This window comes from Neorhizobium sp. PAMB6716 (genome assembly GCF_058242805.1).
Genome location: NZ_CM177835.1, coordinates 3387196 through 3413060 on the forward strand (window position 1 = coordinate 3387196; position 25865 = coordinate 3413060).

Genomic DNA, 25865 nt, shown 5'->3' on the forward strand with positions numbered 1-25865 from the left:
AACAGGTTTTCGAAGGTTTAAAGGAGAAATCCCATGGCACATAAAAAAGCTGGCGGCTCCTCGCGCAACGGTCGCGATTCCCAATCCAAGCGTCTTGGCGTGAAGAAGTTCGGCGGCGAAAACGTCATCGCCGGCAACATCATTCTGCGCCAGCGTGGCACGCAGTGGCATCCGGGCGCCAATGTTGGCCTCGGCAAGGACCATACCATTTTTGCACTCACCGCCGGTAATGTGGACTACCGTACGAAGGCTAACGGCCGCGTATACGTGTCCGTAATGCCGAAAGCGGAAGCCGCGGAATAACAAGCCGGAGCGCGTTAAGTCAGCCGGCGTCACATCGACCCGGCTGATGCCCGCAAAAGGTTCAGTCTGAAAAAAGGGGAGATGGGGCGCCACCCACCTCTCCTTTTTTCTTTAACCCCCGTCAGGAGGACTGAACCATGCAGGACGAATTATTAAGGAGCAGCCAGCAGCGGCTGCCGCAAGAGCGGTTGAGACCGCAACGGTTACGGAGCGATTGCCCTGTCTTGTTGTCGCAGAGACTTGTCCTGCGCGCACCCCACGAAGAAGACATCAACGCCCTTGCCCATCTCGCCAACAATGTGAACATCGCCTCCATGGTGTCGCGTATGCCGCATCCCTACACGGCAACGGACGCCGCCGATTTCGTGCGACGCACGAAAGCGGGCGAGATTGGCAAGTGCGTTTATGCCATTACGCGAGGAGACAACGGCGCCTTTCTCGGTTGTTGCGCGCTGGAGCCGCATCTTGATGATCCCCTGACGCTCGAAATCGGCTATTGGCTGGGCGAACCGTTCTGGAATGAGGGTTTTGCCACGGAAGCAGCGCACGCGCTGATCGACATGGCCTTTCGCACCCGCGATATCGACCAGATCGATGCCCGGTGCCGGGTCACCAACATTGCCTCGCGCCGGGTTATCCAGAAGTGCGGCTTCCAGTTCCAGGGGTCCGGCATGGTCGGGTCGCTGGCGCTCGGCGGCATGGTGCCGGTCGAATGGTTCAGGCTTGATCGCAAGACCTGGATGTCGCTGAAGAGCTGGGGGGAAATGCGATGAGTGCTGCCGTTCTCACCCAACCGGTCATGGCAAGACCTGGGCCCTGCCCGATCATCGAGACCGATCATCTGGTTCTGCGCCCCCATCGCATGGACGATGCCGATGCCATCTCCCAGTCGCTCAACGACTGGCAGGTGACGCGGATGCTGTCGCGTGTGCCGCTGCCCTACAGCCGCGACGATGCACGCGACTGGCTGAACCGGCAAAAATCCGGCGCGCTTCCGGATTGGCAATTGGCCGTGACGGAGGGCGATGGCGTCCACATCGGCTGCGTCGGCATCGAATTGCGTCATGGACTGTGGCACCTCGGCTATTGGCTAAACCGATTCTACTGGGGCCAGGGCGTGATGAGCGAGGCAGCCTTTGCCGCGCTTGAGCGTTTTACGCGCCGCATGCCGGATGTGACGATGTATTCCGGTGCCTTTGCCGATAATGCTGCCTCGCTGCGCATCCAAGCGAAGCTCGGCTTTGACATTGTCGGCACGAACGAGGTGTTTTCGATGGCCCGCAACCGGATGGCACCGCATATCGAAACCCGGCTGAAGCCCGGCGCTTTGAAGAATCCGCGGGCGTAGGACGTAATGCTGGGGCGGGCCGGATGCAAACCGGCCTGCCCTCTTCTACCGCCAAACGACGGGTCTGCGGGCCTGTTGCGGTCGGCGGGGCATGAAAATGTCGATAATCTTTGACCTTCACGACGAGCGGCGATAACGAAAAGTCCGGCAAACGGTGCGCTACCGCCTCGATCAACCCCAGAACTGACGGCAGAACCCATGAAATTTCTCGACGAGGCAAAAGTCTACATCCGATCAGGCGACGGTGGCGCAGGTGCGGTGTCGTTTCGCCGCGAAAAATTCATCGAGTTCGGCGGCCCGGATGGCGGCGATGGCGGGCGCGGCGGCGACGTGTGGGTGGAGGCAGTGAACGGCCTCAACACACTCATCGATTTCCGTTTCCAGCAGCATTTCAAGGCCGCGACCGGCGTCCACGGCATGGGGCGCAACCGCACCGGAGCCAATGGCTCCGGCGTTACGCTGAAAGTGCCTGTGGGAACGCAGATTTTCGAAGAAGACAACGAGACGCTGATCACGGACCTCACCAAGGAAGGCCAGACCTTTCGTCTGGCGGCCGGCGGCAATGGCGGTTTCGGCAATGCGCATTTCAAATCCTCCACCAACCAGGCGCCCGACTGGGCCAATCCCGGCCTCGAAGGCGAGGAAAAGACAATCTGGCTGCGGCTGAAGCTGATTGCAGATGCCGGTCTCGTCGGTCTGCCGAATGCCGGAAAATCCACCTTCCTGGCAACGGTCACCCGTGCCCGGCCAAAAATTGCCAATTATCCCTTCACCACGCTGCATCCCAATCTGGGCGTTGCCACCATTGACGGGCGCGAATTCGTGCTCGCCGATATCCCGGGCCTGATCGAGGGCGCCCACGAGGGTGTCGGCATCGGTGACCGTTTCCTCGGCCATGTGGAGCGCACGCGCGTGCTGCTGCATCTGGTGTCTGCCCAGGAAGAAAATGTCGGCAAGGCCTACAAGACCGTGAAGTACGAGTTGGAGGCCTATGGCGGCGGTCTCACCGACAAGCCGGAAATCGTTGCGCTGTCGCAGATCGACGTGCTCGACGAAAAGGAACTGAAGAAGAAAGCCAAGGAGCTGGAAAAGGCCTGTGGGCGACCACCGATGCTGATTTCGGCCGCCATCAACAAGGGCATGCTGGAAGTGCAGCGGGCTCTGCGTGATGTCATCGTATCCTCCAAGGGCGAGACGGCGCTTCCTGACCGCAGTCTTGGCGAAGACGTAGAAAACGAGGATTGAGATGAGCCTGTCGCGCAAGCCCCTTGCCGGTCATCGCCGGATCGTCATCAAGATCGGCTCTGCCCTCCTCGTCGATCGCAAGACGGGTCTGAAAAGCGCCTGGCTTTCTTCCGTCTGCGCCGATATCGCAGCCTTGCGGGCGCAGAATATCGACGTTCTCGTCGTTTCCTCCGGCGCCATTGCGCTAGGACGCACCGTGCTTGGCCTGCCGTCCGGTGCGCTGAAGCTGGAGGAAAGCCAGGCGGCAGCCGCCGTCGGTCAGATCGCGCTGGCGCGTGCCTGGTCGGAAAGCCTGTCGCGCGACGAGATCGTTGCCGGCCAGATCCTGCTGACGCTCGGCGATACGGAAGAACGCCGCCGTTATCTCAATGCGCGCGCCACGATCAGCCAGCTGCTGAAGCTCGGTGCCGTGCCGATCATCAACGAGAACGACACGGTCGCCACATCGGAAATCCGCTACGGCGACAATGACAGGCTTGCCGCCCGTGTTGCCACCATGACCGGGGCCGATCTGCTTGTGCTGCTCTCGGATATCGACGGACTTTATACGGCGCCGCCGCATCTTGATCCAGAGGCCCGGCATCTGGGCACCATTGCAGCGATTACTCCGGAGATCGAGGCGATGGCCGGTGGGGCAGCATCAGAACTGTCGCGCGGCGGCATGCGCACCAAAATCGATGCGGGCAAGATCGCAACCGGTGCCGGCTGCGGCATGATCATCGCGTCCGGCAAGACGGATCATCCCTTGAAGGCAATCGATAGCGGCGCACGCTCCTCGTGGTTTGCACCATCAGGCACGCCGGTCACGGCCCGCAAGACCTGGATTGCCGGGCAATTGCAGCCGGCGGGAGATCTTGTGGTGGATGCCGGTGCAGAACAGGCGCTGGCGCGCGGCAAGAGCCTGCTGCCGGCTGGCGTTCGCGCCGTGTCCGGCCAGTTCAGCCGGGGGGATACGGTTGCCATTATCGGCACGGAAGGGCGCGAGATCGCCCGTGGACTGGCTGGCTATGATGCGGAAGAGGCGCGCCAGATTACCGGTCGCAAGTCCGCAGAGATCGAGGCGATCCTCGGTTATGCCGGTCGCGCCGCCATGGTCCACCGCGATGATCTCGTGATGACGGGGACGGTGGTTTCGAGAATGACTGCGGACAGGGTTTCAGAGGATGCCGCCCATGCTTGACAAGGTTGTTACATCAGACATCGACCGCCTGATGCAGGACATGGGTGACAAGGCAAAGGCTGCCGGCCGCATGCTTGCGACGGCATCCGCCGCAGCCAAGAACCGGGCGCTGACATCGGCAGCCGATGCGATTGTTGCCGCACGCGACGAAATCCTCGCCGCCAACGCCAAGGATCTCGCAGCCGTCGCTGACAAGGGCCTGCAGCCGTCTTTCATCGACCGGCTGACGCTCACCGAAAAGCGCGTCGAGGAGATGGCCGAGGGATTGCGCGCCATCGCAGCGCTTTCCGATCCCGTCGGCGATGTGATTGCCGCCTGGGAGCGTCCGAACGGGCTGAAGATCGAGCGCGTGCGCACGCCGCTCGGCGTCATCGGGGTGATTTACGAGAGCCGCCCGAACGTGACGGCCGATGCCGGTGCGCTCTGCCTGAAGGCCGGCAATGCAGTGATCCTGCGCGGCGGGTCTGACTCGCACCATTCATCGCAGGCGATCCATCGCTGCCTTGCCAAGGGACTTACAGAGGCCGGCCTGCCGGAAGATGCCATCCAGATCGTGCCGGTGGCGGATCGCGCGGCCGTTGGTGCCATGCTGTCTGGCCTTCACGGCGCCATCGATGTCATCGTGCCGCGCGGCGGAAAAAGCCTTGTGGCGCGGGTGCAGGCGGAAGCCCGCGTGCCGGTCTTTGCCCATCTGGAAGGGCTTTGCCATATCTATGTTGATGCCTCTGCCGACCTCGACATGGCGGTCAGCATCGTCGTCAATGCGAAAATGCGCCGGACCGGCATTTGCGGGGCAGCCGAAACGCTGCTCATCGACAGGGCGGCAGCGGCTACGCATCTGAAGCCCATTCTTACCGCGCTTGCGGCTGCCGGTTGCGAGATCCGTGCCGCGGCGGATGTCCTGGCGCTGGCGCCCGACCTTGTTCCGGCAATCGAAGAGGACTGGCGCACGGAATATCTGGAAGCGATCATTTCGGTTGCGCTTGTGGATGGCATCGATGGCGCCATCGGCCATATCGCCACCTACTCTTCCAATCACACGGAAGCGGTGATTGCCGAGGATCCGACCGTGGTGTCCCGCTTTTTCAACGAGATCGATTCGGCCATCCTTTTGCATAATGCCTCGACGCAGTTTGCCGATGGCGGCGAGTTCGGCATGGGCGGCGAGATCGGCATTTCCACGGGAAAAATGCATGCGCGCGGCCCCGTCGGCGTCGAGCAGTTGACCTCGTTCAAATACCGTGTGCATGGCACCGGCCAGACGCGGCCCTGACAGCGTGACGGCAGGGCGGGCTCACGATCGTTATCTCGTCCTGCCGCGCGCCGAAGCCGGCATGACCGTTGGCCTGTTCGGCGGCTCGTTTAATCCGCCACACCCGGGCCATCTGCTGGTGGCGGAAATTGCGCTGAAACGGTTAGGCCTCGATCAGGTCTGGTGGATGGTCACACCCGGCAACCCGCTGAAAAGCCGGGCGGAACTTCTGCCGCTTGCCGAGCGCATTGCGCTCAGCGAAGAGCTGGCGCGTGATCCGCGCATCAAGGTCACGGCCTTCGAAGAACGGTTGAACACCAGTTATACGGCCCGCACGCTGGCGCATGTGGTTCAGAAAAACAGCAAGGTCCGCTTCGTCTGGATCATGGGTGCCGACAGCCTGAAAACCTTTCACCGCTGGCAGAAATGGCGCGACATTGCCGCAACCGTGCCGATCGCCGTGATCGATCGGCCGGGCGCAACGCTGTCGTTCCTGTCGTCACCGGCGGCGCGGGCCCTGTCCTTTGCGCGCATCGATGAAAATGCCGCACGCTCCCTGCCCTATCGAATGGCGCCGGCCTGGACCTTCATCCACGGTCCGCGCTCCTCGCTGAGTTCGACCGTGCTGCGCAACAGAGGCAATACGGCGAAAGAGGCCGGCAATCCCTTAACTGTTGCCCCACCACGTCTCTTGAAAGATTAACCATTCGGTGCCACCTTCATTTGACCGGGTCCTTCACAAGGGATTCGGGGCAAGTGCCTGTTCTGTTCTTGGAAGAAAGGAACAACCCTGACAACAGTACACGCCAAGGGGAAGGCGCATAGCGTCCTCCCGAAGAGACTGGAACGTGGCGTCGATGCCGCTGCCCGTGCTCTTGAACTGGTCCTCGCAAGCCTCGAGGACTCCAAAGCGGAAGACATTGTCACCATCAACATTGCGGGAAAGTCCGCGCTGGGCGACTACATGGTTGTAGTTTCCGGGCGATCGACCCGGCATGTCTCGGCAATCTCAGAGCATCTTTTATCCGACCTGAAGGACGAGGGCTTTGGTGGCGCTCGTGTCGAAGGGCTGGAGACCGGAGACTGGGTGCTGATCGATACCGGTGACATCATCATCCACGTGTTCCGTCCGGAAATCCGGGAGTTCTACAACCTGGAAAGGATGTGGGCCGCACCCGACGACGACGAAACGCGGCACTAGGACGCCTGTTCTTGCGCCCGAAAGGGCGTGAAGCGGGTGCTCCTTAAGACAAGTATGATACGTCCTGATCCCGAATCGCTGGCGATTTCGGGTTTAGGATGTCGGTGGCATGATCGGCCGGTGCCGATGCTGCCGTGCAAGGTCTGCCGGAACGGCTGAATACATTCAGCCGGGAATGCCTTATGGCATCCAGCGTGCTTTTGGGCTTTCAAGATTTCAGGCGGTGATAGATGCGTATTGGTCTTTTCGCGGTGGGACGGTTGAAAACCGGACCGGAGAAAGAATTGGCCTCGCGCTATCTTGATCGTTTTTCCAAGGCCGGCCCTGCCGTCAGCCTTGAACTTTCCCGCGTGGTGGAGGTCAACGAAAGCCGTGCCTCAAGTGCCGATACCCGCAAGCGCGAAGAGGCGCAGCTTCTCGAAAAAAGCCTTGCGGACGGCGCCATCCTGATCCTGCTCGACGAACGCGGCAAGGCGCTCGACAGCCCGGCCTTTGCCGATCTGCTCGGCCGTTACCGCGACCAGGGCAAACGTGAGCTGATGCTGGCCATCGGTGGTGCCGACGGGCTTGATCCGGCGCTTTACGAGCGCGCCGATGCCATCGTCAACCTCGGATCCATGACATGGCCGCACCAGCTGGTGCGCATCCTGATTGCCGAGCAGCTTTACCGCTCTGTCACCATCCTGTCCGGGCATCCCTATCACCGCGTTTAAGCGGCGATTTCAGGGATGATGCGTTTGCGCCGATACACGATGTTGTTTCTGGTGCTCGCCGGCAAATCAGCTTAGGCTTTTAGGATTGCGGTGATGGTTGATGCGGGGCCTGATGGCGGGCGACCCGAGGGGTTATTGACGGGTGACGATGCGAACGCGCAACGGAAGCATGCGGGCTGTACGGCCGCTGGCGGCAATTTTGCTGCTGGCAATGCTTGCGGTGCCGGTGACGCGTGCGCAGGAGCAGCCCGCAGCCAGCGAAACCTCTCCCGCGCCGGTTGGTGAAGCGGGTGGCGAGAACAAGAACGCCGTCGATCTTCTGGAAGCCAAGCGCGATGAAACGCGCGCCGAGTTCGAGACGCTGTCGAAGACGCTGAGCCTCTCGACGGATAAGACGAAGGAAATTTCCGCCGCCATCGCAGCGCTCGACAAGAGCAGCGCCAATATTCGTCAGGCTCTCATTGAATCGGCGGCCCGGCGCAAGCATTTCGAGGCCGATCTTCATGCGAGCGAGGAAAAGCTCGCGGGGCTGAAGGTGAAGGAAGACGGTATCCGCGCTTCCCTGCATGAGCGGCGCGGCGTGCTGGCAGAAGTTCTGGCCGCGCTCCAGCGCATGGGGCGCAACCCGCCACCGGCGCTTCTTGTTACGCCGGAGGATGCGCTTGGTTCGGTGCGCAGCGCCATTCTTCTCGGAGCCGTGGTGCCGGGTATGCGCGCGGAAGCCGACCGCCTGATGGCTGACCTCAAATCGCTCGCCGATCTTGAAAAGGATGTGCTGGCGGAACGGGAAAAGGCCTCGCAGGCGATGACCGCAAGCCTTGAGGAGGATCGGCGCATGTCGCTGCTTCTGGCGGAAAACGACAAGCAGAGCCGGCAGAGCGCCGCCGAACTTTCCGCAGAGCGCCAGCGTTCCGAACAGCTTGCCAGCCGCGCCACCAGCCTTGAAGGCTTGATCGGCTCGCTGGAAGGCGAAATTTCCTCCGTGCGTGAGGCCATGCAGCGGGGCCGCGAGGAAGAGGAGCGGCGCAACCAGCTGACCGCTGCCGAGCGCCAGAAGGCCCAGGAACTGGCCGAAAGCGGTGTGCCCGACAAAAACCGTATTGCGCCCGCATATGCATTTTCAAGCCTCAAGCAAAAACTGGCGGTGCCTGTCGAGGGAGACCTGCTGCGCAGCTACGGCGACCCTGATGGCACAGGCCACTCGGCCAAGGGCATCACGCTGGCGGCTAGCGCGGGTGCCGTGGTGACGGCGCCGGCCGATGGGCTGGTGGTGTTTGCCGGTTCGTTTCGAAGCTATGGGCAGATGATCATTCTCAACGTGGGCGATGGCTACCACCTCGTCATGACGGGGATGGACCGGGTGAATGTGCGCCAGGGGAAATTCGTCTTTGCCGGCGAACCCTTGGCCGCCATGGGTGCGAAAAGAGTGGCGAGCGCAACGGCGTTGGCGCTGGAAACAGATCGCCCGACGCTTTACATTGAATTTCGAAAGGACGGCACTCCGGTCGATTCGAAGCCGTGGTGGTCCGCAAAGGAAACTGGAAGGGCACGCAATGATTCGTAGGGCTTCTCTTGTCATCGTGGGGGCGCTGCTCGGCGCTACAGCCATGAGTGTCGTCTATTCCGCCGGTGTGCCTGCCCAGGCTGCGGGCTCGTCGACCTATCGTGAGCTGTCCATCTTCGGTGACGTGTTTGAGCGCGTGCGCGCGCAATATGTGACGCCGCCCGACGATGAAAAGCTCGTGGAAAATGCCATTAACGGCATGCTCTCCTCGCTCGACCCGCATTCCAGCTACATGAACTCCAAGGATGCGGCCGACATGCGCACCCAGACCAAGGGTGAGTTCGGCGGTCTCGGCATCGAAGTGACGATGGAAGACGAACTGGTCAAGGTCATCACGCCGATCGACGATACGCCGGCAGCCCGCGCTGGCGTTTTGGCCGGCGACTTCATCTCCGAAATCGACGGCACGCCGGTGCGCGGCCTGAAGCTGGAAGACGCGGTTGAAAAGATGCGCGGTGCGGTGAAGACACCGATCAAGCTGACGATCCTGCGCAAGGGTGCCGACAAGCCGATCGAACTGACGGTCATGCGCGACATCATTGCCGTTCGCGCCGTCAAGTCGCGCGTCGAGGGTGATGTCGGTTATCTGCGCGTGATTTCGTTCACCGAAAAGACCTATGACGATCTCGAAAAGGCGATCAAGAAGATCAAGGCAGATGTGCCCGCCGACAAGCTGAAGGGTTATGTGCTCGACCTGCGCCTCAATCCAGGCGGTCTCCTAGACCAGGCGATCAATGTCTCGGATGCCTTCCTGGAGCGCGGCGAAGTGGTCTCCACCCGTGGCCGTAACCCGGAAGAAACCCGTCGTTTCAATGCCGGCCCCGGCGATCTCACGGATGGCAAGCCGGTGATCGTGCTCGTCAACGGCGGTTCGGCCTCCGCTTCGGAAATCGTTGCCGGTGCTCTGCAGGATCTGAAGCGTGCCACGGTTGTCGGCACGCGGTCCTTCGGCAAGGGCTCCGTCCAGACGATCATCCCGATGGGCGATGCCGGCGCGCTTCGCCTCACAACGGCGCTCTATTACACGCCGTCGGGCAAGTCGATCCAGGGCACGGGCATTCAGCCGGATATCAAGGTCGAACAGCCGCTGCCGCCGGAATTGCAGGGCAAGGTGCGCGCCGAGGGTGAATCGAGCCTGAAGGGCCATATCCAGGGCCAGAGCGAGACGGAAGAAGGCTCCGGCTCCACGGCCTATGTGCCGCCGGAAGCCAAGGACGATATCCAGCTCAACTACGCGCTCGACCTGCTGCGTGGCGTGAAGACCGACCCGTCCTTCCCGCCGCAGCCGGACAAGGCCGCTGCCGCTGTAAAGCCCTGATACGTATTTGAAAGCCCGCTCCGCTGACAGCGGAGCGGGCTTTTTCTCGCCTGACCTCCAGCACAGCGGACGGACGCATTGGGGACAGATCTTCGCGCTCCGCTTGGACAAGACAGACAGAAAAAGGCCCGGCCGCGGCGGGGCCTTTCGCTTGAGCGGCTTCTGGCCGCCATAGCCGCCGCTGGGCTGCTTGGCGCTTCCTTTTATCTCATGCGCGCTTCCGGTCTTCCCGATGAAGCGCCTGCGACACTGACCCTTGCCGTGCCGCCCGCCGCCTCCGTGCCGGTGCCAGTGACGGGGCCAGTGCCGGATACCGTGACTACGCCGCCGCTCTCTTCGCTGTTGCGTAGTGGTGGGCAGGCCGGTGCCGATATCAAGCGTTCGCAGCTGGATGACGGCTCTGTCGTCACCACATTTTCCCCCCGTCCGCGCGATGGAACAGGACCGCTCCTCATCGATGCGCGTCAGGTCGGCCAGGATCCACGCCTTGCAGCCATGCCCAATGACGACCTGCTGGAGGAGACGGCGCTTGGCCGGCTGCCGGTCAAGGGGCCGGACGGTCTTCGGCCGATGGATCACTATGCAAGACCCTGGTCCGGCGCGCGCGGCACCCGTATCGCCATCGTGATTGCGGGCCTTGGGCTGAGCCAGACCGGCACGCAGCAGGCGATCCGCCAGCTTCCGGGCACCATCACCTTCGCCTTTGCCGCCAGCGGCAACAGCCTGCAGCGCTGGATGCAGGAGGCCCGCCGCAAAGGTCACGAAATCCTGTTGCAGATACCGATGGAACCGTTTGATTACCCGGCGAATGATCCGGGGCCTCTGACGCTTGCAACCAATGTTTCGGAAATGCAGAACCTGAAGCGGCTGCATGAGGCCATGGGCCGCATGACCAATTATACCGGCGTCGTGAACTTTCTTGGCGGTCGTTTTCTGGCGGACCGTGAGGCGCTCCAGCCGATCATGGCCGATCTGTCCGCCCGTGGCCTGCTGTTTCTCGACGATGGCACGTCGGCTCAGTCGAAAAGCGGCGATCTCGCCAAAACCCTCTCCCTGCCGCAGGGTTTTGCCGATCTGACGCTGGACGCAAACCTTTCCCGGCAGGCAATTCTGGAAAAGCTGGATACACTCGAGCGGATCGCGCAGCGGCGGGGATCGGCCATCGGCATTGGCTCGGCGTTTGACGAGACGGTGGGGGCGGTTGGCGAATGGGTGAAGCAGGCGGAAAACCGAGGCATTGAAATCGTTGGGGTGTCGGCACTTTTGTCCGAACCCGCAAACCAGTGAGGCAAGGATGAGCAAGAACACGAAACCCGCAGGCGATCTGCCGTACCGGCCTTGTGTCGGCGTCATGGTGCTGAACCGCGACGGACTGGTCTGGGTCGGACGCCGGCTGTCGGAGGGCAACAGCGAATCGGATGGATCGCCGCAGCTCTGGCAAATGCCGCAGGGCGGCATCGACAAGGGCGAGGATCCGCGCGATGCCGCCTACCGCGAGCTGTTCGAGGAAACCGGCATGAAGACGGTGTCGCTGCTGGCGGAGGCGCCGGAGTGGATCCACTATGATCTTCCCGCCCACCTGATCGGTATCGGCCTCAAGGGCAAATATCGTGGCCAGCGCCAGCGCTGGTTTGCCTTCCGCTTCGAGGGCGATGAAAGCGAGATCAACATCGAAAACCCACCGAGCGGCCAGCACCAGGAATTCGACGCCTGGGACTGGAAGCCGATGGCGGAACTGCCGGATTTGATTGTCTCATTCAAACGCCCGGCTTATGAGCAGGTGGTTGCCGCTTTTTCGCATCTTGCCGGCACAAAAGCCTGATCTTCTTTGGGCGTCAGCCAATAAAAAAGCCGGCTTGCGGATAACGCGAGCCGGCTTTTCCATGTCTTGAAACTGGTTATTCGGCAGAGTCGGCCGATTCGGCGTTCAGCAGGCCGTAACGTTCTTCACCAAGCTTGCCGAGCAGTTCCAGCTGGGTCTCGAGGAAGTCGATATGGCCTTCCTCATCGATCAGCAGCTGTTCGAACAGCTTCATGGTGACGTAATCGCCGGCTTCATGACAGATGTCGCGCGACGCCTTGTAGGCCGTGCGGGCGTCATATTCGCCAGCCAGATCCGCTTCCAGCACTTCGCAAACGGTCTGGCCGATGCGCAAGGGAGCGAGTGTCTGCAGGTTGGGATGGCCTTCCAGGAAAATGATGCGCGCAACGAGCTTGTCGGCGTGCTGCATTTCCTCGATCGATTCGGCCCGTTCTTTCTTGGCAAGCTTGGTGTAACCCCAGTCTTCCAGCAGCCGGTAATGAAGCCAGTACTGGTTGACCGCGCCGAGTTCGAGAAATAGGGCCTCATTAAGCCGCTCGATGACTCTTGTGTCGCCTTTCAATGTCCGCTCTCCTGTTGTCCTCGTGGAACTTCTTCAGGCGTGACATATAATCGACAACCTCTGCCTCCGTCGAGTGGCGGCAGGCATGATATTCTTCGGTCGTGCGGATAATGAGATCGACGACATTCGGGAAGCAGCCGCAGCAACGGCCGCGCTTGCTCATGGCATGGTAAACCTTCGAGGGCACGATCAGCTGCCAACAGTCCTCATCCAGGAGGCCGTTGATCACGTCCCTGATTTCATGATCGGTGATGTAATTGCAACTACAGACCAGCATGCTCATTAGCCATCAAACATGACACTCGATATCCTCTTTCTTGATAAAGCGGATGATCGATGTCAAGAAAAATTCGATGGCGAAGAGCCAAAAGCCCGTATTTGGGCGGATTTGGCGAGGTTTGGGTGTGTCACATTTCCGTGTCGTGGGGCGCTTGTGACCGATCGCGGTGGCGCTTCAGTGGAAATTTCGGCCTCGCGGCAGCACGCGGGCATTCTCATCTGTGACGCCTGAGGGGGCCGCTCTTGGGGCCGAAGGCTGGAGGGAAGGTGTGCGGACTTCCCGCGGATCGCGCGTCGCCCGCAATACCTCGTCGGAACGCTCGCACAGCCCAAAACGCCGCGTTTCAGCCTGCAGCAGGCCAAGCATCGGGGTCATGTCCTCGATATGGTCGGCAATCACATGGATAACACCGTTTTCCCGCTGCAGCAGGCCACGGATGCGCACCAGCCTTGCGGCCATCACCACGGCACGATAGGCGGCAAAGATTTTTGGCCGGATGATGGCATTGGCCACCCCCGTCTCATCCTCCAGCGTCATGAAGATGACCTTGGCCGTGCCGGGACGCTGGCGGATCAAGACAAGGCCGGCAATCTCCACGCGCCGGTTTTTCGGCGCGGTGCGCAGCTTTTCCGTTTCCAGAATATGGCGGGCGGCAAACGTCTCGCGCAGAAAGGAGACCGGATGCGCCTTCAGCGACAACATAAGGCTGCGGTAATCCTCGATCACCTGCTCACCGGGCGGCATGTCGGGCAGCACCATCTCCGGCTCTTGCTGCAGGTCGTCGTGGCCGGTGCGCTCGAACAGCGGCAGGCTCTCGCCGGCCTTGCCCACATCCAGCGCCTTCACCTCCCAGAGCGCCCGGCGCCGGTCGATCCCTATGGAGCGGAAAGCATCCGCCTCCGCCAGCCGCTCGATCACGCTGCGGGCAAGGCCTGAGCGCTGCCAGAGATCGCGGATCGAGCGGTAACCCCCGCCCCGAAACGCTAGCAGCTTTTCCCGGATCTCCTTTTCCGAAAGCCCCTTGATCAGCCGGAAGCCCAGCCGGACGGGTTTTCTGGAGAGGATCACGTTTTCCATGCTCCTGTGCTGTTCGGCGATGGCGTGTCGATCAAACCCCTCGCCGTCTTCCAGGCTCTGGTCCCAATCGGAAAAATTCACGTCCACCGGCAGAACCCGCACCCCGTGCTCGCGCGCATCGCGCACCAATTGGGCCGGAGCGTAAAAGCCCATCGGCTGCGCATTGAGGATCGCGGCCAGAAAAACGTCCGGATAAAGCGCCTTGAACCAGCAGGAGACATAAACGAGGAGCGCAAAGGAGGCCGCATGGCTTTCGGGAAAACCATATTCGCCAAATCCTTCGATCTGGCTGAAGCAGCGATCGGCAAAATCCTTGTCATAGCCGCGGCGCACCATGTTACTCACCATCTTGTCGCGAAAAGTGTGAATGGTGCCGGTGCGCTTGAAAGTGGCCATGGCACGGCGCAGCCTGTCGGCTTCGCTTGGCGAAAATTCCGCCGCCGTGATGGCAATCTGCATGGCCTGTTCCTGAAACAGCGGCACGCCGAGCGTTCGTTCCAGCACAAGGCGTAACTCGGCGCTCGGATACTCGATTTTCCGCCCTGCCCTCTCGTCCTCGCGGCGCTTGAGATAGGGGTGAACCATGTCTCCCTGGATCGGCCCCGGCCGCACGATCGCCACCTCGATCACCAGATCGTAGAATTTTCGTGGTCGAAGGCGTGGCAGCATGCTCATCTGCGCCCGGCTTTCGATCTGGAAAACACCCACCGTATCGGCGCGGCAGATCATGTCGTAGACCTGCGGCTTCTCGTCTTTCAAAATTCCCGCCAGCGTTTTTCGCTGCCCATAATGGTCTTCCAGCAGGCGAAAAGCCTTGGCAAGGCAGGTGAGCATGCCAAGCGCCAGCACATCCACTTTGAGGATGCCGAGCGTATCCAAATCGTCCTTGTTCCACTCGATCATGAAGCGGCCGGGCATGGCGGTCGGCATGATCGGCACCACCTCGTCCAGCCGGTCGCGGGTCATCACGAAACCGCCGACATGCTGGGTGAGGTGGCGGGGAAAATTCATCAGCTGGCGGGCATAATCGAGCACGCGCTTCGTCAGCGCATCGTCCGGATCAAGCCCGGCATTTTTCGCCTCACGCTCGGAAAGCCCATCGGTCGACCAGCCCCAGATCGTGCTCGACAGCGCCGATTGCACGTCTTCCGAGAGCCCGAAAGCCTTGGCGACCTCGCGGCCGGAAGAGCGCGTGCGATAACTGGTGACGGCAGCGGCAAGGCCGGCATGCTCGCGCCCATAGGTGCGGTAAATGTGCTGGATCACTTCTTCGCGCCGCTCATGCTCGAAATCCACGTCGATGTCAGGCGGTTCGTCACGTTCGGTGGAGAGGAACCGGGCAAACAGCAACGACGATTTCATCGGGTCGACATCGGTGATGCCGAGACAATAACAGACGGTGGAATTGGCCGCCGATCCCCGACCCTGGCAGAGAATGTTCTCACTGCGGGCAAATTCCATGATGTTGCGCACGGTCAGAAAATACGGCGCGTATTTTTTCTCTGAAATCAGGTCGAGTTCGGCGCGGATCTGCGCGCTGACTTTTTCCGGCACCGTGCTGCCATATCGCTGGCGGGCTCCTTCATGGGCCAGCCGTTCCAGTGTTTGTGAGGGCGTTTCGCCCTCCACCCGCTCTTCCGGATAATTGTGCTGCAATTCGTCGAGCGAAAAATGGAGCGCGTCAAAAAAGGCAAGGCTGTTGTCGAGCGCTTGCGGATAACGGCGGAAGATGGAAGCCATCTGTGGTGCCGTCTTCAGGTAGCGTTCGGCATTGGCGGCAAAACGAAAGCCGGCCTCCGCCACCGTCACATGCTCGCGAATGGCGGTGACGACGTCTGCGAGCGGCCGGCGGTCTGAGGCGTGGTAAAGCGGCTGGTTGGTGGCGATCAGGGGCACGTGCGCCTGCTGTGCCCAAGCGGAAAAACCCGCAAAGGCAAAGGCATCCTGACCGTCATAATGGACTGAAAGCGCCAGATGGATCGCCTTGCCGAACCGTTCCTGAAGGCGCTCCAGCAGGGCGAGAAAATTGTCGCCGGCGTCTTTATCGGCAATCAACTGGCGGCCGGGCAGGACGGCCAGCATCATCTCATCGCCCCAGGTGAGGAGGTCGTCGAGGAAAAGTCGGCACTCGCCTTTTTCGGCGCGCAGATTGCCGGAACTCAGCAGCCGGCAGAGATGGCCCCAGCCCTTGCGGTTTTTGGGATAGGCAAGAATGTCAGGCGTGTCGTCGCAAAACACCAGCCGCGCGCCGGGCTGGACCTTGAGATCCGTTTCAGTCTTCAGCACCCGCAGTTGCGCATGCGCCTTCACCACGCCTGCCACCGTGTTGCGGTCGGCAATACCAAGGCCTGAGAGGAGGCCCTGGCGTTTGAGGAAAACGGCCTGCTGCACCATTTCCTCCGGATGTGAGGCACCCTCCAGAAAGGAAAAATTGGTGCGTGCCCCCAATTCGCAAAAGGCTGGAGCCGGTTTCATGCGAAAATGCCGTGCATGAACCAGCGCGGATTGGCGACCTGATCGTAAAGCCCCTGCCGATAGACCCAGAACCGCTGGCCGCTGTCGGATTCCAGACGGAAATAATCGCGCGTCGGGGCATTTTCGCCGTCCACCCACCATTCCGCCGCCAGCCGTTCGGGCCCTTCCGCCCGACGCACCTGATGGGTGAGCCTTCGCCAGCGAAAGCGGATCGGCGGCCCGTCCGGCACTTCCACGGCAAAGGCTTCCAGCGGTTCGGGATGCGGAAAGAGCCGCAACGGCCGCTCCTTTTGCAGGAGGTGTCCATGGTCGAGCGGTGCCGCCTCCGGCAGGCGCTGCGGTTTGCCCAGGGCGTGTTGAATGGCATCGACGGCGACCGCCGCCCGCTCGGGAATATGGCTTTCGCGCATCTGGTAGGTTTTTAGACACTCCGGCCCAAGCCGGGCCGAGACCTGATCGATGAAATCGGCCAGCGACTGCTGCTTGCGGTCGTCGCCATCGAAATCGCCCTGCGCATGGTCAAAGGGTGCGTGGCGCAACACGTTGATCCGCAGGATCTCAAAGCCGAAGCCGGCATCGAGATCGTCATGCACGCCCGTCAGCCGCTCGGCAAACAGCCGGGCAATGCGCGCACCGTCGCGCAAGGGGCGCGAAGCACCGGCGCTCAAGCGAAACACCTTGCCGTCAACGCGAAACAGCACCAGTTCGAACATCCGGCCGCCGGCCGCGCGGGCTTCAAGGCTCGGTTTCAGGGCCTCTACCACCTGCGCGGCAAGGGCCAGAATATCCTCCTCGGACTGGATCGGTTCCGCCAGCCGCCGTTCGGCAGAAAGGCTCGCCACCGGCAGGCGCGGCGAAATCGCCTCCTCGTCCAGCCCGGTCGCCTGGTCGAGCCGTAAGAGAAGATGGGCGCCGAAGCGGCGGGCCAGCGGCGCACGCGGTGCTTCCAGAAGGTCACCCACCTGTTTCAGCCCGACTTTCGCCAGCGCCTGCACCACATCGGCGCCCACGCGCAGCGCTGCGATCGGAAGCGGGGCAAGCACGGCCTCGATATCGCTGTCCTCGATCACCCGGCTTTCTCCGAAACGGGCGACGGCGGACGAAAGCCCAGGCGCCGAGGAGATCGCCCCTTGCACCGCCATGCCGAGCGCCGTCATCCGGTTCAGGATTTCCGCAAGAAGGGCTGCCTCACCGCCGAACAGATGGGCGGAACCGGTGACATCGAGGAACAGGCCGTTCGAGCCCTCCAGCGCCACCAGCGGCGTATAACGGTCGCACCAGTCGGCCAGCGCTTCGAGAAAACGCCGGTCGGCTGCTTCGTCTTCCTCGATGACGACGAGATGCGGGCAGATGGCCCGCGCCTCCGCAAGCCCCTGGCCGGGTTTCAGGCCTATCGCCTGCGCCTGTTCGTCAAGGGCGGTGAGACGCATGGCATTGTCGCGCCGGCCGGCGCAGACGAGAGGCGCATCCTCAGGACGCGCGCTCGAAGGATCCGTCGGGCCGCCCGCGTGCCGGCCTGTCAAACGCCAGGATAGACCCCGGCGCCGGCGCAAGATCCGGTCTGTCGAAAGTTTTGGGAAATAGAGCGCCAGAATGCGCTGCCGGCTGCCTTTCAGGAACAGCATGTCTTGGCGTGTGGACGCAATTGAATTGGCGGTCATGGGGATTCCACTCCAGGGAGAGACAGAGCGGAGCCGGGTTGCGGCTCTTTTCCAATGTGAGACGGAAAACCGAAGGTCCGATGCTGCCGCCAAGCATCGATCCGTCGGGAAGGCGTCGTTGTGAGGCAAATGCCGGCTGGGTCAGAAACCGGAAGGCAGCGCTCGAGGCCTCCTCTTCTGCGGCATGGCGCAAAAGCAGAAGCGGCCGCCCCGCCGCCTTTGCCCGCAACGCTAAGCGCCGGCTTTCCGTCAGCCCGAAGGTTTTGGGATTGCCGCGGGTTTCCAGAATGGTCACGCCAAAGGCGCCGCTTGCAAGGGCTGCTTCCGCAAGCCACAGCGCCTCGTCGAGCCGGTTCGGCAGAGCCTGAAAGAACGGCTCCGTTCCAAGGCCGAAACCGCGCATGCCGATGAGATAAGGCGCTCCCGCCTCCTGGGTCGCCATGCGGTCTGAAATCCAGAGAACAGGCAGGTTTTCAGCCTTCGGTGCCCGTGCCTTGATGAGCACCGAAAGCCCCATGGTAAAACCGCTGGCAGATCCTGCATCGAAAAAACCGCGGCTGCGGATCTCGGTGATCGCATCGAGCGGCAGCCCGCCATCCAGTGCCTCGTCCAGCGCAGCAATGCCGGTTTTAAGCCGGGCCGGCCGGTCTTGCGCCCTCTCCTGCCCTTCTCCCACCGCTTGTGCCCGTGCAGCGGCAAGGGCTGGGATAGGCTTTCCCTCCAGCCGGGCTATCGTTTCGCGCAGGGCAAAAACAGTCTCCTGCGCCAGGGCGGATCGCGCCATGACGTCAGCTCCACTTCTTGTCGAGACCAGGATCTCCAGGATCCTCTTCGCCTCAATTGTTCATGTTATGTTCTTATGGATTCCAGAGCTGCCCCGAAGAGTCAACAGCGGTCCCCATGAGATTCGTTCACCCTCCCCACCTCTTGCTTGAATCCGCACTCGAAATATTTTTCCAGAAACCTTATATGCTCGTTGAAAAAGGAGCAGTTATGGCCCGTGTCGACCAGACCGATGATTGGCGTGATCGCCACGCCCCCACCATCAGCACGTTCGAATCGCTGGCAATCGAGGCCTATGGAAACCTGCCGGAAGAGTTCCGTGCGCTGACCGGAAACCTCACCATCGAGATCGAGGACTTTCCCGACGACGAGATTTTCGAGGACATGGCGCTTGAGACGCCTTTCGATCTTCTGGGGCTTTTTGAAGGGCGCGGCATTTCCGAGCGTTTCAGCATGGAAACCGGCGAATTGCCGAACCGAATCCGCCTCTACCGCCGGCCGATCATCGATTATTGGGCGGAAAATGAGGAAACGCTGGGCGATATCATCACCCATGTGCTGATCCACGAAATCGGCCACCATTTCGGCCTCAGCGATGACGACATGGAGCGGATCGAGGAAAGCGTCGAGGACGCGGCTGACCGGACAGGTTAGCCGCCTTTCCTCTTCAGACGCGCGCGGGAATGCGCCTTATGCGCGCGCCCAAGGCGTTCAGCCGCTCGTCAATGCGTTCATAACCGCGTTCGATCTGCTGGGCATTGTTGATGATCGATGTGCCCTCGGCGCCCATGGCCGCGATCAGCATGGCCATGCCGGCGCGAATGTCGGGGCTTTCCAGCCGTGCGGCTTTCAGCGGGCTCGGTCCGGAAACCACGGCGCGGTGCGGATCGCAGAGCACGATGCGGGCGCCCATCGAGATCAGCTTGTCGACAAAGAACATCCGGGATTCGAACATCTTTTCAAACATCAGCACCATGCCCTCGCATTGCGTGGCGGTGACGATGGCAATCGACATCGTATCGGCCGGAAACGCCGGCCAGGGCTGATCCTCGATCTTGGGCACATGGCCGCCGAAATCCGGTTCGATCCGTTTCGCCTGGCCGGAGGGCACGATCAGATCGTCGCCCTCGATGCGGCAATGGATGCCCAGCCGCTCAAAGCCCATCAGGGTGGAGCGCAGGTGCTGCACACCGGCATTGGTGATCCTGAGATCGGAATCGGTCACCGCCGCAAGTCCGATCAGCGAACCCACTTCGATATGGTCAGGCCCGATCCGGTGGCTTGCCCCTGAAAGCGGCGCGCCGCCGTGGATCGTCATGCAATTGGTGCCGATGCCCTCGATGCTGGCACCCATGGCAACGAGGAAATGGGCGAGATCCTGAACATGCGGCTCGGAAGCACAATTGCGCAGAATCGTGGTGCCAGAGGCCGAAACGGCGGCACACAGCGCGTTTTCCGTCGCAGTCACCGAGGGTTCATCGAGAAACACATCCGCTCCGACGAGTTTTTGCGCGCGAAACACGTAGTCGCCTTCGAGCGAGATCTGCGCACCGAGCTGTCGCAAGGCCAGAAAATGGCTGTCGAGGCGGCGCCGGCCGATCACGTCGCCGCCGGGCGGCGGCAGGGTGATTTCTCCGCAGCGGGCAAGAACCGGCCCAGCCAGCAGAATGGAGGCACGAATGCGTGAGCAGAGATCCGGGTCCAGCGTTGCCGGGCGAACGTCGCGCGCATGAATGCGCAGAGTATTATGGTCCGTCCACGCAGTTTCGGCACCGAGAGACGAAAGCAGCTGCACCAGCGCCTCCACGTCGCGGATGCGCGGCACGTTGGTGAGCACGACGGGTTGGTCGGTCAGCAGGGCGGCGGCAATGATCGGCAGCGCCGCGTTCTTGTTTCCGGAGGGCTCGATGGCACCGGAAAGGCGATGCCCGCCCTCAACGATATATTCTACGCGTTCAGCCGCTCTCGGTTCTGCCATTGTCTCATCCGTGTGTTGGGGTGCGAAGCGATGCCCCCAACCACACGGATTTCCCGGCGGTTGTAAGGCATCGTCATCGTTCAAGGCGCAGCCCTGCCCATGCGGGGAATGGTGTCCGGCAGGCCTGTCGAGGCTTATTGCTCGCCGAGCTTCATGTCGGGATGATAGTCCTTGCCTTCGACGGTTTTCACCACCGCCTGCCCGCAATAGAGCTTGTTTTCCGCCACGTTGAACGTGTGGCTGGGGGAGCCGTGCAGGTCCCAGCCCTTGTTGAGGGCATCCGTCACCCGGTGGCAGAAAGAGGAATCGTCGGGGCCGGTGAGGAAGCGGTAAACTTTCATGGGTCAGTCTTTCTTTAGTCGATAAGGTTGGTTTTTTCGATCAGTCGGGCCAGTTGCACGAGCCGTTCGGCTTCGACAAGATGCAGCCGTTCGATCATGCGGCCGTTGAGGTTGATGACATTGAGGGTCTGCGCCTCCGGTGTCGAAAAGGCGGCGATGATCGCTTCGGCCTCTGCGACCGCCTCGGGATCCGGGCCGAAATGGTGGTTGGCCGGGCCGATCTGGGCCGGGTGGATCAGCATCTTGCCATCAAAGCCCATGTCGCGGCCCTGGCGGCATTCGCTCTCGAAAGTGTCCGTGTCGCGAAAATCGTTAAACACGCTGTCGATGACGCAGAGCCCATGGGCGCGGGCGGAAAGCACCACCTGCATCAGCCAGGGAATGAGGAAGCTGCGGCCTTGCCGTGCCGGCACACGGGTTTCCTTACGCAGATCATTCAGGCCAGCAACCAAACCCTCCAGCCGCGGCACCGATGTTTCACGTGAACCAGCAATTGCGCCCGCATGGAGTACGCCTTTGGCCGTCTCGATCATCGCCCAGATTTTTGTGGTTTCGGGCACGCCGGCCTCGTTGAGGGCGTGTTCCACGGCTTGAACGTCAGCGACGCTTTCCACTTTCGGCAAAAGCACGGCATCGGGGCGGGTGGAGACAACGAGTGCCAGATCGTCCGCGCCTGATGTCGAAGAAAGCGGGTTGATGCGGATGATCGAGAGACGGTTGCCAGCCGGTGGCTTTGCGAAATAGGCCGAGAGATTGGCGCGGGCCTCGTCCTTCTTTTCCGGTGCGACCGAATCCTCAAGATCGAAGATCACGCCGTCGCAGGCAAGCGAGGAAATCTTGTCCAGCGCGCGCTGGTTGATGGCGGGCACGCTCAAAAGCGAGCGTTGCGGGCGAAGAGCCGGAGCAAGCGAATGGGACATCGCGACTTTGTGACAAGCTTTGTGATGAGGCGCAAGAGCGCAGTAGGGCAAAAGCCCTTGCAAGTGTCGAGAGAAAAGCCCACATTTCCACAAGAAGAAAGGTTCAAAACCATGCAGAATATCCGCGCACTCTTCCTTGGCCTTGCCGGCATTGCCGCCATCACCGCTGTTGTCGTGCTCACGGCATCCATCACGCTGGCCTTTGCCGCCATGCTGACTGTGTTTACGGCCGTGAGAGCGCTCACTCTTCGCCATAAACCCGTTCCGGTGCGCGCCAAGGCATCCGGCGCCAAAAATTCGGCGCAGGCAAAAGACATGCGCGTCTGGAACGACGGTCGCGGCACGATCATCGATCTTTAAAGGCGATCTCCTGTCAGCGGCTCTGTCTTTAAGCGGTTCAGATCACAATGTGATGACGGGTACGTCGATCCAGAGGTTCGGCGTACCGTTTGATGGCAAACCGGACTTCAAATCTCCCTGAAATTGGTCTATGGCAGCATCCGCAGAACAAGTCTCGCGGAGGCAGATCATGGATAAATTTACCAAGCTCACCGGCGTTGCTGCGCCGCTTCCTGTCGTCAACATCGACACGGACATGATCATTCCGAAGGATTACCTGAAGACGATCAAGCGCACCGGCCTCGGAACCGGCCTGTTTGCCGAAGCGCGTTACCTAGAAGACGGTTCGCCGAACCTTGATTTCGTGCTCAACAAGCCCGCCTATCAGAACGCCAAGATCCTTGTCGCCGGCGACAATTTCGGCTGCGGCTCCTCGCGCGAGCACGCACCTTGGGCGCTTCTGGATTTCGGCATCCGCTGCGTCATTTCCACGTCCTTTGCCGACATTTTCTACAACAACTGTTTCAAGAACGGCATCCTGCCGATCGTCGTTTCGCAGGACGATCTCGACAAGCTGATGGATGATGCCTCGCGCGGTTCCAATGCCGTGCTGACGGTGGATCTGGAAGCCCAGCAGATTTCTGGTCCCGATGGCGGCACGATCACCTTCGATATCGATCCCGCCCGCAAGCACATCATGCTGGAAGGCCTCGACGACATCGCCACCACGATGAAGAGCGATGGCGCCATCGCCTCGTTCGAAAACAAGATGCAGGCCGAGCGTCCCTGGCTCTGACATGTGAGGAGGAGGCTCCGGTGGTGACACGCATATCGTCGGACTCTCCCTTTGAAGCGACGATCGGTTATTCGCGCGCCGTCGTGGATGGCGACATGATCTATGTCTCCGGCACCACCGGCTATGATTATAGCCGGATGGTCATGCCTGACGATGTCGGCGAACAGACGCGCAACGCCCTCCACACGATTGCCAAGGCGCTTGAGGAGGCAGGCAGCGCGTTGCAGGACGTGCTGCGCGTGCGCTATTACCTCAGCGACCTCGCCCATTACGATACCATAGTCCCCGTGCTGGGTGATGTCTTCGGTACCATCCGCCCGGCGGCCACCATGGTGGTCTGCGGTCTGGTGCGCCCGGAAATGAAGATCGAGATCGAGGTCACTGCGCGGCGCGGCGCAGGTTCGGAATAAAAAATAGTCTGCGGCTTCGTCCTGCGGCAGGCGCGGGCGAAGCTGGGGAGGCGCCACCCGTGGCGCATCATGCCTGCCAATTTCTCAAGGACACGCATCATCATGTCTCATTCGCTTTTCCTGCTTCCCGGTGACGGTATCGGCCCCGAGGCCATGGCCGAGGTCGTGAAGATCATCGACCACATGAACGAAGCGCTTGGCGCCGGCTTCGTCACCGAGCAGGGCCTGGTCGGCGGCTCAGCATACGATGCCCACGGTGCTGCGATCTCCGAAGACGACATGGCAAAGGCGATGAATGCCGATGCGGTCCTGTTCGGCGCCGTCGGCGGCCCGAAATGGGATGCGGTTCCGTATGATGTTCGTCCGGAAGCCGGCCTTTTGCGTCTGCGCAAGGATCTTGAACTGTTTGCCAACCTGCGCCCGGCCATCTGCTATCCGGCGCTTGCCAATGCCTCCTCGCTGAAGCCGGAACTGGTCGAAGGGCTCGATATCCTCATCGTGCGCGAGCTGACCGGCGGCGTCTATTTCGGCGAGCCGAAGACGATCACCGATCTCGGCAACGGCCAGAAGCGCGCCATCGACACGCAGGTCTACGATACCTACGAGATCGAGCGCATTTCCGGTGTTGCCTTCGAACTGGCGCGCACCCGCAAGAACCGCGTCTGCTCCATGGAAAAGCGCAATGTGATGAAGTCGGGCGTTTTGTGGAACCAGGTGGTGACCGAAACGCACAAGGCAAAATTCTCCGACGTGGTGCTGGATCACATGCTGGCCGATGCCGGCGGCATGCAGCTGGTGCGCGCGCCAAAACAGTTTGACGTGATCGTTACCGATAACCTCTTCGGCGACATGCTGTCGGACGTCGCGGCCATGCTGACCGGCTCGCTCGGCATGTTGCCCTCGGCTTCGCTTGGCGCACCGGATGGAAAGACCGGCAAGCGCAAGGCGCTTTACGAGCCCGTCCACGGTTCGGCCCCTGACATTGCCGGCAAGGGCATTGCCAACCCGATCGCCATGATCGCATCGTTTGCCATGTGCCTGCGTTACTCCTTCAACAAGGTCGAAGAAGCCGACCGGCTGGAAAAGGCGATTGCCAACGTGCTCGACAAGGGCATCCGCACCGGCGACATCATGGCGGAAGGCTGCACGCAGGTCGGCACGTCGGAAATGGGCGATGCGATCCTTGCCGAATTCAAGGCCCTGTCTGCCTGATGCGGGCCAACGGGGCTGCGCCTAACTGAAACCTGCAATGCCCCGCCCAGTGCGGGGCATTTTTTTACCCCTCGAGCTTCCAATCGCTCTTGCCGCGAAAATTCGGCGGCCCGGCCCTCGAAGTCTGGGCCACTTTAACCGGCGCCCGCAAGATCAACGGGCCTGTCTTTATCGTGCCAACGGCGGTCCTTGCCAAAATCCCTGTCATAAATCCCGGTTAGGATCTGTATAGGCTTTGGGGAGCATATGGGATGATTGAAAAGCTGAGGCGGCGTCATAACCGTTACTGCGGAAGTTATCGCACGGACTGTCACTTTTCCTGTCTTTTCGTCGCGCTCAATCTCGTTCTTCTGTCGGTCTTCCTGCTGGATGAGCCGGTCTCGGCCTATGTGGCGCGCACGCCCTCCATCCTGAAGCCGATCGGCAGCTTCGTCACGGATTTCGGCAAATCCGGCTGGATCCTGATGGCTTGCGCCATGCTGTTCTTCGAAGCGCTTTCCCGGGGGCGGCTTGCTCGCGCGGCAAGGAACCGCCTGCAGGCATTTTTCCTCTGCCATCTCGCGGCCTATATCTTTCTGACGGTTGCGCTTTCAGGCCTTGCGGCGAACCTTGCCAAGCGGCTGATCGGCCGTGTGCGGCCCCCTTCGCAGGCGGACTGGGGCGCCTTCGGCTTTTCACCTTTTCATGGCAGTTATCATTTCGAAAGTTTTCCGTCCGGCCACGCGACGACCATCGGCGCCCTGATGATGGCGATTGCCCTGATGGCTCCGGCCTACCGCGTCCATTGCCTGGTGCTTGGCCTCTGGCTCGGCTTTTCCCGCGTCATCATCGGCGTGCATTATCCAAGTGACGTCATGGCCGGCCTGGTGTTCGGAGCGTGGTTCTCGATCTTTACCGCCGGGATGTTTGCGCGTTACGGACTTCTGTTCCGGGCGCAGAATGGTGCCTTGCCGCAGCTTTGCCGCCCCGTTCCGCTGGAGCGCCCCGACTGGAGCCGCCTGCGGCAATTGCGCCTCGGGCGAACGCGCGCACATTCGCCACAGCCATCCGCCGCCCTGAGGCTGGAACCGGTGCTCGCCCGATAG

General features: G+C 61.4%; 27 protein-coding genes. 19 read left to right on the plus strand and 8 right to left on the minus strand.

All coding sequences use genetic code 11. The features are described 5' to 3' along the window. The first annotated feature begins 33 nt into the window (after positions 1-33). The 13 genes from rpmA (at position 34) to AC4CWH_RS16540 (ending at position 11946) form a co-directional block, all read left to right on the plus strand. A complete protein-coding gene (gene rpmA, locus AC4CWH_RS16480; protein WP_491283148.1) occupies positions 34-303 on the plus strand; it encodes a 50S ribosomal protein L27 in 270 nt (89 codons plus the stop codon). A gap of 137 nt (positions 304-440) precedes the next feature. Next, positions 441-1076: a GNAT family N-acetyltransferase gene (locus AC4CWH_RS16485; protein ID WP_491283149.1), complete on the plus strand. Its 636-nt coding sequence runs from the start codon at positions 441-443 to the stop codon at positions 1074-1076. Next, positions 1073-1651, plus strand: a complete 579-nt coding sequence (locus AC4CWH_RS16490) for a GNAT family N-acetyltransferase (RefSeq protein WP_491319570.1) — start codon at positions 1073-1075, stop codon at positions 1649-1651. Before AC4CWH_RS16485 ends, AC4CWH_RS16490 begins: the two co-directional genes overlap by 4 nt. Before the next feature lie 198 nt (positions 1652-1849). After that, entirely contained in the window at positions 1850-2896 is a 1047-nt protein-coding gene (obgE, locus tag AC4CWH_RS16495) for a GTPase ObgE (RefSeq protein WP_491283151.1), read from the plus strand. Between the two features lies 1 nt (position 2897). Beyond that, positions 2898-4076 carry a glutamate 5-kinase gene (gene proB / locus AC4CWH_RS16500; RefSeq protein ID WP_491283152.1) on the plus strand — a complete coding sequence of 393 codons (1179 nt, stop codon included), beginning with the start codon at positions 2898-2900 and terminating at the stop codon, positions 4074-4076. Then, positions 4069-5349: a glutamate-5-semialdehyde dehydrogenase gene (locus AC4CWH_RS16505; protein ID WP_491319571.1), complete on the plus strand. Its 1281-nt coding sequence runs from the start codon at positions 4069-4071 to the stop codon at positions 5347-5349. Before proB ends, AC4CWH_RS16505 begins: the two co-directional genes overlap by 8 nt. Next, a complete protein-coding gene (locus AC4CWH_RS16510; RefSeq protein WP_491319572.1) occupies positions 5324-6031 on the plus strand; it encodes a nicotinate-nucleotide adenylyltransferase in 708 nt (235 codons plus the stop codon). Before AC4CWH_RS16505 ends, AC4CWH_RS16510 begins: the two co-directional genes overlap by 26 nt. A 57-nt stretch (positions 6032-6088) precedes the next feature. Then, positions 6089-6529: a ribosome silencing factor gene (rsfS, locus tag AC4CWH_RS16515; RefSeq protein ID WP_491285505.1), complete on the plus strand. Its 441-nt coding sequence runs from the start codon at positions 6089-6091 to the stop codon at positions 6527-6529. A gap of 230 nt (positions 6530-6759) precedes the next feature. Beyond that, positions 6760-7242 carry a 23S rRNA (pseudouridine(1915)-N(3))-methyltransferase RlmH gene (gene rlmH, locus AC4CWH_RS16520; protein ID WP_491319573.1) on the plus strand — a complete coding sequence of 161 codons (483 nt, stop codon included), beginning with the start codon at positions 6760-6762 and terminating at the stop codon, positions 7240-7242. Positions 7243-7411: 169 nt separating this feature from the next. Continuing rightward, positions 7412-8806, plus strand: a complete 1395-nt coding sequence (locus AC4CWH_RS16525; RefSeq protein WP_491319574.1) for a murein hydrolase activator EnvC family protein — start codon at positions 7412-7414, stop codon at positions 8804-8806. Continuing rightward, the gene (locus tag AC4CWH_RS16530) at positions 8796-10124 is read left to right on the plus strand and encodes a S41 family peptidase (RefSeq protein ID WP_491283157.1); all 1329 of its coding nucleotides are present in this window, start codon (positions 8796-8798) and stop codon (positions 10122-10124) included. The genes AC4CWH_RS16525 and AC4CWH_RS16530 overlap by 11 nt, the downstream gene beginning before the upstream one ends. 78 nt (positions 10125-10202) lie before the next feature. After that, positions 10203-11411, plus strand: a complete 1209-nt coding sequence (locus AC4CWH_RS16535) for a divergent polysaccharide deacetylase family protein (protein WP_491319575.1) — start codon at positions 10203-10205, stop codon at positions 11409-11411. 7 nt (positions 11412-11418) lie between these two features. Then, positions 11419-11946, plus strand: coding sequence for an RNA pyrophosphohydrolase (locus AC4CWH_RS16540; protein WP_491283159.1), 528 nt, complete (start codon positions 11419-11421; stop codon positions 11944-11946). 76 nt (positions 11947-12022) lie between these two features. Here AC4CWH_RS16540 and bfr read toward each other — a convergent pair whose 3' ends face one another. The 5 genes from bfr to AC4CWH_RS16565 form a co-directional block, all read right to left on the minus strand. Further along, positions 12023-12508: a bacterioferritin gene (bfr, locus tag AC4CWH_RS16545; RefSeq protein WP_491319576.1), complete on the minus strand. Its 486-nt coding sequence runs from the start codon at positions 12506-12508 to the stop codon at positions 12023-12025. Beyond that, positions 12474-12791, minus strand: coding sequence for a (2Fe-2S)-binding protein (locus AC4CWH_RS16550; protein ID WP_245366906.1), 318 nt, complete (start codon positions 12789-12791; stop codon positions 12474-12476). The genes bfr and AC4CWH_RS16550 overlap by 35 nt, the downstream gene beginning before the upstream one ends. Before the next feature lie 171 nt (positions 12792-12962). Further along, entirely contained in the window at positions 12963-16340 is a 3378-nt protein-coding gene (locus AC4CWH_RS16555; protein ID WP_491319577.1) for an error-prone DNA polymerase, read from the minus strand. Next, on the minus strand, positions 16337-17770 hold the full coding sequence (locus AC4CWH_RS16560) for a Y-family DNA polymerase (RefSeq protein ID WP_491319578.1): 1434 nt from the start codon (positions 17768-17770) through the stop codon (positions 16337-16339). The genes AC4CWH_RS16555 and AC4CWH_RS16560 overlap by 4 nt, the downstream gene beginning before the upstream one ends. 40 nt (positions 17771-17810) lie before the next feature. Continuing rightward, entirely contained in the window at positions 17811-18785 is a 975-nt protein-coding gene (locus tag AC4CWH_RS16565) for a hypothetical protein (protein ID WP_491319579.1), read from the minus strand. Positions 18786-18994: 209 nt separating this feature from the next. Between AC4CWH_RS16565 and AC4CWH_RS16570 the strand changes: the two genes are divergently transcribed. Then, entirely contained in the window at positions 18995-19438 is a 444-nt protein-coding gene (locus AC4CWH_RS16570) for a metallopeptidase family protein (protein WP_491283163.1), read from the plus strand. 13 nt (positions 19439-19451) lie between these two features. On the opposite strand, the gene murA is transcribed toward AC4CWH_RS16570, so the two are convergent. The 3 genes from murA to AC4CWH_RS16585 form a co-directional block, all read right to left on the minus strand. After that, positions 19452-20762, minus strand: coding sequence for a UDP-N-acetylglucosamine 1-carboxyvinyltransferase (murA, locus tag AC4CWH_RS16575; protein ID WP_491319580.1), 1311 nt, complete (start codon positions 20760-20762; stop codon positions 19452-19454). Between the two features lie 134 nt (positions 20763-20896). Then, positions 20897-21103, minus strand: coding sequence for a DUF1737 domain-containing protein (locus AC4CWH_RS16580; protein ID WP_491283165.1), 207 nt, complete (start codon positions 21101-21103; stop codon positions 20897-20899). 14 nt (positions 21104-21117) lie between these two features. After that, on the minus strand, positions 21118-22023 hold the full coding sequence (locus AC4CWH_RS16585) for an HpcH/HpaI aldolase/citrate lyase family protein (RefSeq protein WP_491319581.1): 906 nt from the start codon (positions 22021-22023) through the stop codon (positions 21118-21120). A gap of 111 nt (positions 22024-22134) precedes the next feature. On the opposite strand from AC4CWH_RS16585, the gene AC4CWH_RS16590 reads away from it, so the two are divergent. From AC4CWH_RS16590 to AC4CWH_RS16610, 5 genes are all read left to right on the plus strand, one after another. Then, on the plus strand, positions 22135-22383 hold the full coding sequence (locus AC4CWH_RS16590) for a hypothetical protein (protein ID WP_491283167.1): 249 nt from the start codon (positions 22135-22137) through the stop codon (positions 22381-22383). A gap of 169 nt (positions 22384-22552) precedes the next feature. Continuing rightward, on the plus strand, positions 22553-23158 hold the full coding sequence (gene leuD, locus AC4CWH_RS16595) for a 3-isopropylmalate dehydratase small subunit (protein WP_491319582.1): 606 nt from the start codon (positions 22553-22555) through the stop codon (positions 23156-23158). 20 nt (positions 23159-23178) lie between these two features. Further along, a complete protein-coding gene (locus tag AC4CWH_RS16600; protein WP_491319583.1) occupies positions 23179-23568 on the plus strand; it encodes a RidA family protein in 390 nt (129 codons plus the stop codon). A 102-nt stretch (positions 23569-23670) separates the two neighbouring features. Next, on the plus strand, positions 23671-24780 hold the full coding sequence (gene leuB, locus AC4CWH_RS16605) for a 3-isopropylmalate dehydrogenase (RefSeq protein ID WP_491319584.1): 1110 nt from the start codon (positions 23671-23673) through the stop codon (positions 24778-24780). A 251-nt stretch (positions 24781-25031) separates the two neighbouring features. Beyond that, on the plus strand, positions 25032-25865 hold the full coding sequence (locus AC4CWH_RS16610; protein ID WP_491319585.1) for a phosphatase PAP2 family protein: 834 nt from the start codon (positions 25032-25034) through the stop codon (positions 25863-25865).

Bases quoted from the DNA above. Each gene is read 5' to 3' on its own strand.
- rpmA (WP_491283148.1), top strand. From the start codon at position 34: ATGGCACATAAAAAAGCTGGCGGCTCCTCGCGCAACGGTCGCGATTCC.
- AC4CWH_RS16485 (WP_491283149.1), top strand. From the start codon at position 441: ATGCAGGACGAATTATTAAGGAGCAGCCAGCAGCGGCTGCCGCAAGAG.
- AC4CWH_RS16490 (WP_491319570.1), top strand. From the start codon at position 1,073: ATGAGTGCTGCCGTTCTCACCCAACCGGTCATGGCAAGACCTGGGCCC.
- obgE (WP_491283151.1), top strand. From the start codon at position 1,850: ATGAAATTTCTCGACGAGGCAAAAGTCTACATCCGATCAGGCGACGGT.
- proB (WP_491283152.1), top strand. From the start codon at position 2,898: ATGAGCCTGTCGCGCAAGCCCCTTGCCGGTCATCGCCGGATCGTCATC.
- AC4CWH_RS16505 (WP_491319571.1), top strand. From the start codon at position 4,069: ATGCTTGACAAGGTTGTTACATCAGACATCGACCGCCTGATGCAGGAC.
- AC4CWH_RS16510 (WP_491319572.1), top strand. From the start codon at position 5,324: ATGGCACCGGCCAGACGCGGCCCTGACAGCGTGACGGCAGGGCGGGCT.
- rlmH (WP_491319573.1), top strand. From the start codon at position 6,760: ATGCGTATTGGTCTTTTCGCGGTGGGACGGTTGAAAACCGGACCGGAG.
- AC4CWH_RS16525 (WP_491319574.1), top strand. From the start codon at position 7,412: ATGCGGGCTGTACGGCCGCTGGCGGCAATTTTGCTGCTGGCAATGCTT.
- AC4CWH_RS16530 (WP_491283157.1), top strand. From the start codon at position 8,796: ATGATTCGTAGGGCTTCTCTTGTCATCGTGGGGGCGCTGCTCGGCGCT.
- AC4CWH_RS16540 (WP_491283159.1), top strand. From the start codon at position 11,419: ATGAGCAAGAACACGAAACCCGCAGGCGATCTGCCGTACCGGCCTTGT.
- AC4CWH_RS16550 (WP_245366906.1), bottom strand. From the start codon at position 12,791: ATGAGCATGCTGGTCTGTAGTTGCAATTACATCACCGATCATGAAATC.
- AC4CWH_RS16555 (WP_491319577.1), bottom strand. From the start codon at position 16,340: ATGAAACCGGCTCCAGCCTTTTGCGAATTGGGGGCACGCACCAATTTT.
- AC4CWH_RS16560 (WP_491319578.1), bottom strand. From the start codon at position 17,770: ATGCGTCTCACCGCCCTTGACGAACAGGCGCAGGCGATAGGCCTGAAA.
- AC4CWH_RS16565 (WP_491319579.1), bottom strand. From the start codon at position 18,785: ATGGCGCGATCCGCCCTGGCGCAGGAGACTGTTTTTGCCCTGCGCGAA.
- AC4CWH_RS16570 (WP_491283163.1), top strand. From the start codon at position 18,995: ATGGCCCGTGTCGACCAGACCGATGATTGGCGTGATCGCCACGCCCCC.
- murA (WP_491319580.1), bottom strand. From the start codon at position 20,762: ATGGCAGAACCGAGAGCGGCTGAACGCGTAGAATATATCGTTGAGGGC.
- AC4CWH_RS16580 (WP_491283165.1), bottom strand. From the start codon at position 21,103: ATGAAAGTTTACCGCTTCCTCACCGGCCCCGACGATTCCTCTTTCTGC.
- AC4CWH_RS16585 (WP_491319581.1), bottom strand. From the start codon at position 22,023: ATGTCCCATTCGCTTGCTCCGGCTCTTCGCCCGCAACGCTCGCTTTTG.
- AC4CWH_RS16590 (WP_491283167.1), top strand. From the start codon at position 22,135: ATGCAGAATATCCGCGCACTCTTCCTTGGCCTTGCCGGCATTGCCGCC.
- leuD (WP_491319582.1), top strand. From the start codon at position 22,553: ATGGATAAATTTACCAAGCTCACCGGCGTTGCTGCGCCGCTTCCTGTC.
- leuB (WP_491319584.1), top strand. From the start codon at position 23,671: ATGTCTCATTCGCTTTTCCTGCTTCCCGGTGACGGTATCGGCCCCGAG.
- AC4CWH_RS16610 (WP_491319585.1), top strand. From the start codon at position 25,032: ATGATTGAAAAGCTGAGGCGGCGTCATAACCGTTACTGCGGAAGTTAT.